Here is a 12953-nt window from a genome sequence, read left to right as displayed (position 1 = left end):
CGACTATTGCAGCTCGGACACCAGCGCTTTATTGAAGCCCTGCGGATCTTCCATCTGCGGGGCATGCCCCTTGCCCTTGAACTCCACCAGTCTGGCGCCAGGGATCATCTGCGCCACCTGCTTGCCCAGTACCTTGTAATTGCCGATCTTGGCCTTGACCTCAGGCGGCGCGATGTCGCTGCCGATGGCGGTGGTATCGGCATCGCCGATCATCAACACGGTCGGCACCTGCAGCCTGGGAAACTCGTAGAACACTGGCTGGGTAAAAATCATGTCGTAGATCAGCGCCGAGTTCCAGGCAACGATCTTATGGCCCGGCCCCTTGTTCAGGCCCGCCAGCATGTCGACCCATTTGTCGTATTCAGGCTTCCAGCGCCCGTCGTAGTAGGTCTTCTGCTCGTAGGCGCGAATGCCTTCGGCGGTGGTCTTCAGTTCGCGCTCATACCACTGATCGACGCTGCGGTAAGGCACGCCAAGGGCCTTCCAGTCTTCCAGACCGATCGGGTTGACCATCACCAGTTTCTCGGTCTGTTTCGGGTACATCAGCGCGTAACGCGTGGCCAGCATGCCGCCGGTGGAATGGCCGACGACCGACGCCTTGTCGATACCCAGCTTTTCGAGCAACGCGTGGGTGTTCATCGACAACTGCTGGAAGCTGTATTGATAGTGCGCAGGTTTGGTCGAGGTGCAAAAACCGATCTGGTCAGGCGCAACAACGCGATAGCCCGCAGCACTCAGCCCCTCGATAGTGTCTTCCCAGGTCGCGGCGCAGAAATTCTTGCCATGCATCAGCACCGCGGTGCGGCCATTGGCCTTGCCGGTGGGTGCGACATCCATGTAACCCATTTCCAGCGCCTGGCCCTGGGACTGAAAACTGAATTTGTGCAGCGCGTGGGGGTAAGTGAAACCTTCCAGTTGCTGGCCATAACCGGGCGTTTCAGCCAGTGCTGCGCCTGACAGCGTCAACGACATCAACATGCCGGCAATCTTTGCAGCCCGCATAAGGGGCACCTCCTGTAGCCTGTGGATAGGGGTCGAAATCTGCAGCCGCTTCCACGTTAAACCGCAGACCAGCAAGTAGACCTTGTTTCCCACTACAGATTCGCCCCTTTCCTACCTGTAGAACCGTAAGCAGACGTTTCATCATGCCAGCCCGACGGCGGCAAAACGCTGGACGCCCCCTGCCACGCTTGCCTAGACTGAGCCGTCGGTTACAGGCCGTCGTGGTCAGCCAGGTCTGATGCCAAGGAACAGCAATGAATCGAAATGAACTGCGCAAGGCCGACATCAACCTGATGGTGGTCTTCGAGACATTAATGCAGGAGCGTAACGTCACCCGGGCAGCCGAAAAGCTGTTTCTCGGCCAACCCACGATAAGCGCCGCACTGAATCGCCTGCGCAACCTGCTCAATGACCCGTTGTTCATCCGCGTCGGGCATCGTATGGAGCCGACCGCGCGCGCCCATGAGATTCTCAAGCACCTGACGCCAGCGCTGGATGCCATGTCTACCGCGCTGAGCCTGACCACCGATTTCGATCCCTCGGTCAGCAAGATGACGTTTCGCATCGGCCTGACCGACGACGTCGAATTCGGCCTGTTTCCCGCCATGCTCAAGGCCATCCGCGAGGAGGCGCCTGGCGTGGTGATCGTGGTCAAGCACGTCGACTATCTGAATATCTCCGAAGTGCTGATGTCCGGCGACATCACTGTCGGCGTCTGCCTGACCCGTGAGCTGCCGGCCAATGCCAAACGCAAGACGCTGCGCAACGTGCAGCCACGGCTGGTACGCGCCGACAAACCACGCAGTCCGATGAGCATCGACGAATATTGTTCACGACCTCATGTGGTGGTGTCGCACGTGGCCAGCATCAGCAGCTTTGCCGATGAGTGGCTGACCGCACTGGGTCGCAAGCGTCAGGTCGTGTTGTCAGTGCCGCAGTTCGCCACCCTGCCCGCACTGATGGCTGGCACCGACATGATTTCGGGCCTGTCCGACTACGCGGCGAAGGCAATGAGCGCATTGGGTTTGCTGTATGACGAGCCGTTGCCCTTCCCCACGCCGGGGCTGGACCTGTCGATGACATGGCTGAGTGTGATGGACAGCGACCCTGCCGAGCGTTGGCTGCGCAGCAGGATCGAGGAATTCATGGGCGGGCGCCAGGAAGCGCCCGCCCTGGCAGGCTGATCAGCCGAAACGACCGGTAATGTAGTCTTCGGTCTGGGTCTTGGAGGGCTTGGTGAAGATGGTGTCGGTGTCGCCGTGCTCGATCAGTTCACCCATGAACATGAAGGCGGTGTAGTCAGAGCAACGCGCCGCCTGCTGCATGTTGTGGGTCACGATGATCACGGTGAACTGCTCCTTGAGTTCAGTGATCAGCTGTTCGATACGCCCGGTCGAAATCGGGTCAAGTGCCGAAGTGGGCTCATCGAGCAGCAACACCTGAGGGCGCAGCGCGATGGTGCGGGCGATGCACAGACGTTGCTGCTGACCACCGGACAGACCGGTTGCGCTCTGCTTGAGCTTGTCCTTGACCTCATCCCACAACGCCGCACCACGCAGTGCCTGCTCGACGCGATCTTCCATTTCCCGACGCGACAGCTTTTCGTGGTGCTTGATGGCATAGGAAATGTTGTCGTAGATCGACATCGGGAACGGCACCGGCTTCTGGAACACCATGCCCACATGACTGCGCAGGCGGTTCATCGAGTAGCCTGGCGCCAAGATGTTTTCGCCATTGAGCAGCACTTCGCCGCGCGCTTCCTGTTTCGGGTACATCGCGTAGATACGGTTGAAAACGCGCAGCAGGGTCGATTTACCGCAACCCGACGGGCCGATGATCGCAGTGATGCGCTTCTCGGGGATGGTCATGTCGATGGACTTCAACGACTTCTGGTTGTTGTAGAAAAACTCCAGACCGCGCACTTGGATCTTGGTCTTTTCGTTGGCCAGGGAAAGGTTGTTCATCAGGACGCCCTATTGCGCAGAAGAATTAAGCGAGACAGCAGACTCAGTATCAGTACGAACAACGTCATGACCAGCGCACCGGCCCATGCCAGAGAGTGCCAGTCATCGAACGGGCTCATGGCGTACTGGAAAACCACCACCGGAACACTGGCGATTGGTTTGAGCAGATCGCTGCTCCAGAACTGGTTGCCGAAAGCGGTGAACAGCAGCGGCGCGGTTTCGCCGGTGATACGTGCCAATGCCAGCAATACGCCGGTAACCACACCCGCCTTGGCAGCGCGCAAGACGATTTGCAGAGTCAGCTTCCATTGCGGCACACCCAGCGCCAGTGCGGCTTCACGCATGGTCGAGGGTTGCAGTTGCATCATTTCGTCAGTGGTACGCACCACCACCGGGATGACCAGCAATGCCAGAGCCAGCGCACCGGCAATCGCCGAAAACCCCACTTGATGGCCTGTGACTGCGTTGAGCGGCAGTACCACAACGGTGTAAACGAACAGGCCGAGCACGATGGAAGGCGCCGACAGCAGGATGTCGTTAATAAAGCGTACTGCGTTACCCAGCTTGGTGTAGCGAGCAAACTCGGCCAGCCAGATACCGGCCATCAGGCCGATTGGTGTACCGATCAACAGGCCTATGCCCGACATCAGCACGCTGCCATAGAACGCGTTGGCCAGGCCACCCTCGGTGCCAGGTGGCGGGGTCATACCGGTGAACAACTGCAGGTTGAGCGCGTCGATACCCTTGATGATGGTGGTCAGCAGAATCCACACCAGCCACAGCAGGCCGAAGGCAGTGGCACCACAGCTGAGCACCATCGCAATCTTGTTCTTGATGCTGCGAACCCGATACAGGCTCTCGCTGCCTGTCACATCCTTACTCATAACCCCTCCTTACGCGAAAGGCGCGACAGCATCAGACGTGCAAGGGCCAGCACGATGAAGGTGACCACAAACAGCAGGAAGCCAAGGGCGATCAGTGCCGAACGGTGCAAGTCGGTATAAGCCTCGTTGAACTCGTTGGCGATTACCGAGGCGATGGAACTGCTTGGCATCATCAGCGATGCAGAGAACTGGTGAGCGTTACCCAGTACAAAGGTGACCGCCATGGTTTCGCCCAGCGCGCGTCCCAAGCCGAGGAACACACCGCCGACCACTGCCGAACGGGTGTAAGGCAGCACGATGTCCCAGACCACTTCCCAGGTGGTGCCACCCAGTGCGTAGGCCGACTCTTTGAGGGCTACGGGTACGGTACGGAAGACTTCCTGCATGACCGAGGTAATGAACGGCGTGATCATGATCGCCAGCACGATACCGGCGGTCAGCATGCCGATACCCAGCGGCGGGCCTTGAAACATCGGACCGATCAATGGCAGTGCGCCGAGGTTTTCGGTGATCCAGGGTGACAGGTGTTCAGCCATGAACGGGCCAAAAACAAACAGCCCCCACATGCCGTAGATGATCGACGGGATACCTGCCAGCAGCTCGATGGCCGAGGCAATCGGCATGCGCAGCCAAGGCGGAGCTACTTCGGTCAGAAAGATTGCAATGCCGAAACTCACCGGGACGGCGATCAGCAAAGCCAGAAAAGAGGTAACCAGGGTGCCGTAGATCGGAACCAGCGCGCCGAACTTGCCGGCGTTCACGTCCCACTCGGTGCTGGTCAGAAAGCCAAACCCGAAAGTCTGGAATGCCAGACTGCCGCCCCACAGGGTCGACAAGGCAATACAACCCAGCAAAGCAAGCACCAGCATCGCTGCGGCCTGCAATGAACGCTTGAACCACAGGTCATGACGATGATCCCGTTTGGCGCGCTTCTCGCCCTCGGACTCACCAGCGGAGACGTTAGCGGACAGGTATTGGGTGTTTTCAGTCATGTTGAGGCCACTCGCAAGGAAAAGCCCCTGTCACCGAGCCGATATCGCGGCTGATGACAGGGGTGGTACGGGTTGAATCACTTACTTGGTGAATTCCGTTTTCCAGTAGCTTTCCACGCGTTCAACCAGCGATTTCGGCAATGCTACATATTCCAGTTTCTCGGCTTGTTTCTGGCCGTTTTCCAGCGACCATTTGAAGAAGTCGAAAGCGGCTGCGCTTTTCTCTTCGTTCTTGGCTTTCTTGTACATGATGATCCAGGTGGTCGCGGTGATCGGCCATGCAGCCTCACCCGGCGCGTTGGTCATGATCAGGTTGAAGTCTTTGGCGCTCGCCCAGTCGGCAGTGTCAGCAGCGGCAGCAAAAGCCTTGGCGTCTGGCTTGATGAATTTGCCGGCAGCGTTTTTCAACTGGGTGTAAGACAACTTGTTGGTCGTCGCGTAGGAGTACTCAACGTAACCGATCGAACCCTTGATCTGTTTCACGTAGGCAGAAACACCTTCGTTACCCTTGCCGCCCACACCGGCTGGCCACTGCACGGTCGAACCGAACTTCAGCTTCTCGTTCCACTCCGGGCTGACTTTGCTCAGGTAGTTGGTGAAGTTGTAAGTGGTACCCGAACCGTCCGAGCGGTGAACAACGGTGATCGCAGTATCAGGCAGCTTCACGCCCGAGTTCAGGGCAGTGATTGCCGGGTCGTTCCACTTCTTGATGTCGCCCATGAAGATCTTGGCGATAGTTGGGCCGTCCAGCTTCAGCTCGCCACTTTCAACGCCTTCGACGTTGACGATCGGCACGATACCGCCGATGACGCTCGGGAACTGACCCAGACCGCCAGCCTGCAGGTCCTCAGCGGACATAGGGGCGTCGGATGCACCGAAGTCAACAGTCGCTGCCTTGATCTGGGCAATACCGCCGCCCGAACCGATGGACTGATAGTTGATACGGTTATCCTTGGTTTTGCTGTAGTCCTGGGACCACGCTGAAATAACCGGGTAGACGAAACTCGAACCAGCACCTGTGACATCAGTCGCATGGGCCACACCGCTGAGGCACAGCGAAGCGATCAGAAGCGACAAGCGTTTTTTAGTCAGCAGTATCACGGTAATACCTCAGTCCAGGAGATTGTGTGGTGGCCCAGTTAGGGAGGCCCGAGGCGGATTTAAAACCTGAAATGTTGCTGTTTCATGACAATCCAACGAATCGTGTCAGCGAAGGAACTTTTTTGTAGGCGATTTCCTACGCTGTCGACGTTGAAAAACCCCGTAGAGCCCAGTGTTTACGGCGAAATCACACCCTCAAGCGCTAAATAGCTTTTTGCCACCTCTAGATGGATAGCTAAACGCCAGCTGCGTTATAAAAATGTAAGAAAGTATGATTTTAAGAATCGTTGGGGATGACCGGACGGTCAGCTTATAGCTAAATCAACTTAAAAATGTTCCAAACGCGCTGATCAAGCCTATGTAAACAGACGAACGCGAAAGGTTTGAAACCGCCGAATCAAAGAGTCGGTATCAAGTGCGCGCGCGTGGCACACAGCTACCGTTCGTCGGGTTAAAGGGCACCTATGGCCACTGGCCAATGACCAATATACGTACTTTAAAGAACTACTTTAAAACAACGGAGTAAGCATTATGATCAAGACCAAACTGACTGCCCTCACCCTGGCAGGCCTGATGGCCGTCGCTTCGGGTGCAGCCTTTGCCGAATCGACCACCAGCTCTGAAACGCCAATCAACAAGAATGCGACCAAGCTGCCGGGCACTAACACCCAGCCGATGGACCGCACCTCTTCCGAAACTCCTGGCGCGCAAACAGACAGCAAAAAAGCGGCTGCCGAAAAGTCGATGAATCATGACAAGGGCGCACACGGCACGCACGACAAGAGCAACGTTACTGAAAAAACCAAGACTCAGTAATTATGCTTCTGACGCGGGCAGGACAACATGTTTTGCTCGCGGGTCAGTGACAGGCCCCGTAACACCGTTCTACCCCATTGCACTCACGGAGGTTGCAGCATGATCAGGAATAGATTGGGGGCATTAGGCCTTGCAGCACTGCTGGCGCTCTCGGGCGCAAGCGCATTCGCAGGCTCTACAGGCCCGACGAACCCGGTAGGCGACGGTCCGAAAGTACCCGGCACCGGAGCGGAAAAGAACGTGGACGGAACCAGTCCCGGCGCGCCAGGCACAAGCCCCGGCACCAAAGGCATGGACCCGCTGCCCGGAAAGAATGGCAGTGCGGCTGACAAGCCTCATGACTCGAAACAACCGCATGACGCCAGTCACCAAGACAGTCAGGATGAACACAAAGCGCCTTGATGGCAGGCCAGCTCTTCAATGACGTCGGCAGCATGCTCAGTTGCCCACTGCACATAACACACCTCCACCGGCATACCATGCTCGGCGCAGAAATCCAGCCAGCGCAGTTGGTTGTCCTGGAGACGATCCCCTGGTCCCTTGACCTCTATCATTCGATAGCGCCGCTGCTCCGGGAAGAACTGGATCAAGTCCGGCATTCCGGTCCGGTTGGCTTTTACATCCTGCAACAGACGACGAAACCAATGACGCAGGTGCTCAGCGGGCAGGCAATACAGTGCCTGCTCCAATAGCTGCGGCGTCAACGCAGCCCAGAATACGAAGGGTGACTGCAGGCCGAATTTGCTTTGAAAATGCTCGCGAATGGTCGCCAGGTATTCACCTGACTCCAGTTGCATCAGGCAGGCATCGAACAATGCCACCCTGCGCTGATAGAAGTCCGGGCTGTACAGATCGCTGGGTGCACTGTGAAACGGGTGAAAGAATGCGCCAGGCAAGGGCGCGAAAATGGCCTTCCAGCACAGCAGACCAAACAGGGAATTGATCAGCGCATTCTCGACGTAATGCACTTCCCCACCCTGCTCTTGTTCAAGGTGCTGGCGTATCAGACGTTCGACACTTATTCCCGATACTGGCGTGATTTGAACGTCCAGCCGCGCAACGGCCTGCACATTGCGTTTGCGCGCGCCCGTGAGGCCGAGCTTGCGTTGCAGCCGTGGCAGTACGCGTGACAGGTGCTGGACCTCGGCATCACTTTCAGGAGCCAGACGGGCCTGTTCCGCCAGCGTCAGCGCCGCGGTGTACTCGGCGTTGCGCTCCAGCACGCGGATTTGCCTTGAACGCGCGCCGGGGTAGCTGGACTGACGGTACACTGCCATCGCCAGAGGCCAGTCCTGCAGGCGCTCGGCCTGCTGCCCGATGCGAAACAGCAGTTTGGCGCGACGCATATGCAACCACGCATTGCCGCACTGGACCGCGATGACCTGTTCGGCCAGCGCATGCAGATCGGTGCAGGTTTCCAGCGCTTCTCGACAGGCATGCAATTGCAGGCACACATCGATGTCGGCGCGCTGATTGATGACGCGCGACTGCACCGAAAATTCGACCTTTTCGTAGCGGTAAATACCCAGATCAGCCAGCACGAACTCTGACCACTCCTGATACAGATTGCCGAAGTACAACAATCGCAGGCGGTCACAGAGCGGCATGATGTTCAGGCCGAACACGGCGTCAGACAACGTCGGGTGCCATTGCTCAAGTGCCTGTGGCGCTTCATACAACGGCTGCAAGCGCTCCAGCCATGCCTGCTTGCGCTCTGGCCCCTTGACTGCATGGGCTTTGAAGCACTGGGTCAGCTCGTCGCGGCGCAGCAACTGGAACAGTTCGCTCAAACCCAGCGGCGGGCTGGTGACGACCCAGCCGCGATCCAGCAGCGGCTGCACTGCCTCACGAGGGTCGCCGATTTCGACGTAACTCAGTTTGCTGGCCCGAAACAATACGCCCTTGCGCATCACCATGCGTACCAGCAGACCCTGGGCACGCACGGGCACCTCGGCAAACTCGCTGATGAAACGGCGCTCGGCTGCGTCGAGCAGGTCGTCGTAGCGCAGGGCAATCCAGGCGAGGACCTGCCGGAAGTTTTCCAGGTAATAGAACGGATTGTCGAGAGGAGCAGTATTCAAGGCCAGCGTTCACATGAAAATGATCAGACTGGACAAGAATACTGGTTATCCGTACAGATTCCAGCTCAAATACCTGCTGAGCGCCGGTCGGCCGATCAATGGCACGTATCGCGGCCAGACAGTCGGCCTTAGAATCAGTGGGATAACCTCTATAGCCAAGAGTCGGATATGCAAACGCCACTGGTTTATCTCGCAGGCTTCGACGTGTTCCGGCCAGACGCCGTCGAGTACGGACGCTACCTCAAGGCGTTATGCTCGGCACACGGGCTTGAAGGTTTGTACCCCTTCGACAATGAAGTGACGCTCGGGCGCACGCCGCATGAAACTGCGCAGCAGATTTACTCGATGAATATCGCGATGATTCATCGCTGCTCTGCCGTACTGGTCAACCTGAATGTGTTTCGCGGTCTGGAGCCGGATTCGGGCAGCGCATTTGAAGTCGGTATGGCGGTGGCATTGAACAAGCCCGTTTGGGCGTACTTCGAGCCAGTGACCTCGTTGCGCGAACTGGTTTCTCATGATGAACACGGGTTTGACCGCGACGGCTTTATGGTTGAGGACTTCGACTTGCCCCGCAACCTGATGCTCGCCTGTAGCTGGGCGGGTACCAGCTCTACCGTGGAGCTGGGTGCCGAGGCACTGGCAAGGTACCTGAATGGCTTAAAGGTCATGCCCGGCGAGTAGCTGAACGCACGCGCTCACCCCCAACCCAGAAAGTCCCCGCCGTTGTCACGCAGCATCTGCAACATGCCCTCTGCCGCTGGCGACAGGTAGCCGCCCTTGCGCAGGGTCACGCCGATGGTGCGTTTGAGCGTGGTCTGTTCCAGTGGCACTTCACGCAGGTGTTGCATGGTCTTGCCAAACTCCAGCGACTCGCGGGCGATGAAGCTCAGCAGGTTGCTTTGGGCAATCAATCCTGGCAGCAGGGAGATCGAGTTCGCCTCGATCTGCACTGTCGGCAGCGGCAGGCCGTTGGCAGCAAAGGTCGCGTCCAGCCACTTGCGTGATGAAACGCTGACCGGCGGCAGTACCCAGCGATATGCGCAGAGGTCACTCATCTTCAATGAGGTCTTGAAGATCGGGTGCTTTTTGCTGGCGACCACCACGGCTTCGTCCCTGAGTATGGCAAAGCTGGTGACGTCTTCGCTGTCGGGTGCCAGTGCGCAGATGATCATGTCCAGTTGCCCTGAACGCAGCGACTCACGCAACAGGTCATCCTGGCCTATCACCAGCTTGAAAGTGACATCCGGCGTACGCTGTAACAGGGCCGAGGTCAGTTTCGGCATCAGGTATTCCGCCATCGTCGCGGCGCAGCCGACGCGAATGTTGCCCACCATGCCACTGGCGAAATCCCTTACTTCCCGCTGGGTCTGGGCAATGCTCTGCTGCAGTTCCTTGCCGCGTGCCTGCAACAGCTCACCCACCGGGGTCAGTTTGATGCGTCGACCGTCACGCTGAAACAGCCGCGTTCCGAATGATTCCTCCAGCCGCTGAATGCTTTTTGTCAGCGCGGGCTGACTGCGATTGAGCTTTTCCGCGGCTCGCCCGAGGTGGCCCAGTTCGGCAATGGTTTCAAAATAAGTGAGATCGCGCAGGTCCATATCTATCAACCAAAGTTATCAATTCATGATTATTAGAAAATAGACTTGATCGGTTGCCAAGTCGATACTGTTTGCATGTGATCCACCCGATTCAAGGAGAACGTCCTTGTCAAACGCTTCACGCTTTTCACTTTCCACCCTTGCCCCGCTCACTCAATGGGCGGGCCTGATCCTGATGGCCGGTGCTGCCGGTCAACTGCTCAAACTGTTCAATATGCCTGCTGCGATGTTCCTCGGCCCCATGCTGGTTGCTATCGGCTTTGGCGTGTCGGGCGCCACCATCCGCATGCCCAAGCGGGCGTTTCAGCTCGGCCAAGGCACCGTTGGTGTGCTGATTGCGCATGCGATGTCAGTCAGCGTATTGCTCACGGCGCTACAGTCCTGGCACGTCATGCTGCTGGCCACGATCCTGACTGTGGTGCTGAGCGCGGCGGTGGGCTTGGTACTGGTGCGCTTTGGCGGAATCCCGAGTAACACTGCCGCCTGGGGCACGTCGCCCGGCGCGGCTTCGGCGATGGTCGCCATGTCCGAGGATTACGGCGCAGACTCGCGAGTCGTTGCCACCATGCAATATGTGCGCGTGGTCTGCGTGGTCACCATCGGCGCGCTGGTCAGCCATTTCATCGGCGCACCGGATTCCGGGGCTGACCTGCACAGCACCGCAGCCGCCTTGCATAGCCTGAACCTGATCGACCTCGCCCTGAGTCTGGCAGTGATCGTAACGGGCGTAGCACTGGGCTCGCGCCTGCCAGCGGGTGCCTTACTGGTGCCGTTGATACTGGGCGGCGCGCTGCAACTGAGCGGCGTCATGCAGATCAGCATTCCTGACTGGCTGCTGCCAATTGGCTATGGTGCTATCGGCTGTTATGTAGGGCTGCGTTTCGACCGGCCGACAGTGCAATACGTGTGGCGACGGCTGCCGATGATGATTCTGGCCTCACTGCTGCTGATCGTTCTGTGCGCCCTGTCGGCCTGGCTGATTGCAGCGATGATGGGCAAGGATTACCTATCGGTGTACTTGGCAACCAGCCCGGGCGGCCTGGACACCATGGCCATTATTGCCATCGATACTCATGCCGATGTCGGCTTCGTGCTGGCCATGCAGACCCTGCGCCTGTTCGGCGTGATCCTGACCGGCAGCTTCCTGGCCCGGCAGATTATTCGCCTGAGCGACAAACGCATCCCTGCGCTCTGATTGCCGATGCCAGGCTCAGCCGTTCACTCATGCCCCGCCAGAGCACTGGCCAGGCTGGGTGCCAGCGGCAACACCGGCAACAGCGTGGCCTGATAGGCGTGATAAAGGTCCGGCTTGCCCGGCCAGATATCAGCGCTTGGCTCGTTGCGCTGGTTCAGCTCATGGCGCCAGCTACCATGCTCATGATCGATGAACAGGGTCTCGTTGAATTCCCAGAAACGGCGATACCAATCTTCATACTGTTGCTCGCCGGTACGTTGCAGCAACGCGGCAGCAGCAGCGGCCGCTTCGCAGTGGGTCCAGTGCAGGCGATGACGGACCACTGGCTGGTTCTGCCAGTCAAGGGTGTAGACGATACCCGGCGCACCGTCGACATCCCAGCCGTAGCGGCAGGCATTGGCAAACAGCTGGCGGGCGTCATCCAGTAACCATTCCGGATTTGCGCGCCCGACATGGCGACGCGCGGCCTCCAGATGCAGCACCAGCCGTGCCCACTCGAAGGCATGCCCCGGCGTGGTGCCGAACGGCCGGAAGCCATCAGCCGGGTTTTCGCGGTTGTAATCGGGCAGCGGTTGCCAGTTTTGTGTGAAGTGCTCGATGACCTGAAAATTGTTGGCCCCGGCATGTTGATGGATCACCCGCTCGACAATGCTCAACGCCCGGTCGAGCCATTGAGCATCGCCGGTTACGTCGGCCAGCGCGAGGAAGGCTTCGGTGCTGTGCATGTTGCTGTTGGCGCCGCGATAGGCCTCTTCGTTGCTCCAGTCCTGCGCAAACGACTCACGCATGGCACCTTCCTGCTCGCTCCAGAAACGGGTCTGGATGACCTGGATGGCCTCGGACAGCAATGCTTGCGCGCCAGGCCGCCCCGCCACCACGGCAGAACTGGCCGCCAGTGCGACGAAAGCATGCAGATACGCCTGTTTGTCGGTTTTACCGCCGTCTTCGAGCGCAGCACTGAACCAGCCATCGTGTTCGGCATCGCGCAACGGGCCACGCAATGCGGCGATGCCATGATCGACCAGTGCGGCACAGCCGGGTATGCCTTGCGCATGGGCCATGGCAAAACAGTGGGTCATACGTGCGGTATTCATGGTTTCGGCCGTGGCGCCGACCATCAGACGGCCGTAGTCATCCAGACTGCCAAAACCGTTGTCGAGCCGGGAAGCCTTGGCGAAGGTCAACAGACGGTTGCCTTCCAGTGCCAGCCATTGATGATGGGCTGGCGAGCGCAGCCAACTGCTGAAGGTGTGATTATTATTATCCATGACGCGATGCCGCCCCCTTCGATAAGGTTGTGCCCAGACTGTACCGGAG

The 12953-nt window shown here is 58.5% G+C and carries 13 protein-coding genes; 5 read left to right on the top strand and 8 right to left on the bottom strand.

Features of this window, described 5'->3' with window-relative positions:
• Window positions 1-3: 3 nt before the first annotated feature.
• The gene (locus RYA97_RS09650) at window positions 4-1002 is read right to left on the bottom strand and encodes an alpha/beta hydrolase (RefSeq protein WP_316892196.1); all 999 of its coding nucleotides are present in this window, start codon (window positions 1000-1002) and stop codon (window positions 4-6) included.
• 254 nt (window positions 1003-1256) lie between these two features.
• Between RYA97_RS09650 and RYA97_RS09645 the strand changes: the two genes are divergently transcribed.
• Window positions 1257-2186, top strand: coding sequence for a LysR family transcriptional regulator (locus tag RYA97_RS09645; RefSeq protein ID WP_005745906.1), 930 nt, complete (start codon window positions 1257-1259; stop codon window positions 2184-2186).
• Here RYA97_RS09645 and pstB read toward each other — a convergent pair whose 3' ends face one another.
• From pstB to pstS, 4 genes are all read right to left on the bottom strand, one after another.
• Window positions 2187-2966 (bottom strand): phosphate ABC transporter ATP-binding protein PstB, encoded by a 780-nt coding sequence (gene pstB, locus RYA97_RS09640; RefSeq protein WP_002553918.1) that lies wholly within the window; start codon window positions 2964-2966, stop codon window positions 2187-2189.
• The gene (gene pstA / locus RYA97_RS09635) at window positions 2966-3850 is read right to left on the bottom strand and encodes a phosphate ABC transporter permease PstA (RefSeq protein ID WP_002553919.1); all 885 of its coding nucleotides are present in this window, start codon (window positions 3848-3850) and stop codon (window positions 2966-2968) included. The genes pstB and pstA overlap by 1 nt, the downstream gene beginning before the upstream one ends.
• On the bottom strand, window positions 3847-4842 hold the full coding sequence (gene pstC / locus RYA97_RS09630) for a phosphate ABC transporter permease subunit PstC (RefSeq protein ID WP_003371940.1): 996 nt from the start codon (window positions 4840-4842) through the stop codon (window positions 3847-3849). The genes pstA and pstC overlap by 4 nt, the downstream gene beginning before the upstream one ends.
• An 81-nt stretch (window positions 4843-4923) precedes the next feature.
• Entirely contained in the window at window positions 4924-5943 is a 1020-nt protein-coding gene (gene pstS, locus RYA97_RS09625; protein WP_002553921.1) for a phosphate ABC transporter substrate-binding protein PstS, read from the bottom strand.
• Window positions 5944-6474: 531 nt separating this feature from the next.
• Here pstS and RYA97_RS09620 point away from each other — a divergent pair.
• Both RYA97_RS09620 and RYA97_RS09615 read left to right on the top strand, forming a co-directional pair.
• Complete coding sequence (locus RYA97_RS09620) at window positions 6475-6759, top strand: hypothetical protein (protein ID WP_002553922.1); 285 nt, start codon at window positions 6475-6477, stop codon at window positions 6757-6759.
• A 99-nt stretch (window positions 6760-6858) separates the two neighbouring features.
• Window positions 6859-7161: a hypothetical protein gene (locus RYA97_RS09615; protein ID WP_316892195.1), complete on the top strand. Its 303-nt coding sequence runs from the start codon at window positions 6859-6861 to the stop codon at window positions 7159-7161.
• Here RYA97_RS09615 and RYA97_RS09610 read toward each other — a convergent pair.
• Window positions 7137-8840, bottom strand: coding sequence for a VRR-NUC domain-containing protein (locus RYA97_RS09610; RefSeq protein WP_005745904.1), 1704 nt, complete (start codon window positions 8838-8840; stop codon window positions 7137-7139). The genes RYA97_RS09615 and RYA97_RS09610 overlap by 25 nt on opposite strands.
• Before the next feature lie 168 nt (window positions 8841-9008).
• Between RYA97_RS09610 and RYA97_RS09605 the strand changes: the two genes are divergently transcribed.
• Window positions 9009-9524 carry a nucleoside 2-deoxyribosyltransferase gene (locus RYA97_RS09605; RefSeq protein WP_002553924.1) on the top strand — a complete coding sequence of 172 codons (516 nt, stop codon included), beginning with the start codon at window positions 9009-9011 and terminating at the stop codon, window positions 9522-9524.
• Between the two features lie 14 nt (window positions 9525-9538).
• On the opposite strand, the gene RYA97_RS09600 is transcribed toward RYA97_RS09605, so the two are convergent.
• Complete coding sequence (locus RYA97_RS09600) at window positions 9539-10441, bottom strand: LysR family transcriptional regulator (protein WP_004665637.1); 903 nt, start codon at window positions 10439-10441, stop codon at window positions 9539-9541.
• Window positions 10442-10547: 106 nt separating this feature from the next.
• On the opposite strand from RYA97_RS09600, the gene RYA97_RS09595 reads away from it, so the two are divergent.
• Window positions 10548-11636, top strand: coding sequence for an AbrB family transcriptional regulator (locus RYA97_RS09595; protein WP_005745902.1), 1089 nt, complete (start codon window positions 10548-10550; stop codon window positions 11634-11636).
• 23 nt (window positions 11637-11659) lie between these two features.
• On the opposite strand, the gene RYA97_RS09590 is transcribed toward RYA97_RS09595, so the two are convergent.
• Window positions 11660-12904, bottom strand: a complete 1245-nt coding sequence (locus RYA97_RS09590; protein WP_005745901.1) for an AGE family epimerase/isomerase — start codon at window positions 12902-12904, stop codon at window positions 11660-11662.
• Window positions 12905-12953 lie beyond the last annotated feature (49 nt).

It is taken from the genome of Pseudomonas syringae group sp. 26L6 (genome assembly GCF_032587815.1).
Taxonomy (GTDB): Bacteria; Pseudomonadota; Gammaproteobacteria; order Pseudomonadales; family Pseudomonadaceae; genus Aquipseudomonas; species Aquipseudomonas amygdali.
This window is presented reverse-complemented; position numbering and strand designations above follow the sequence as displayed.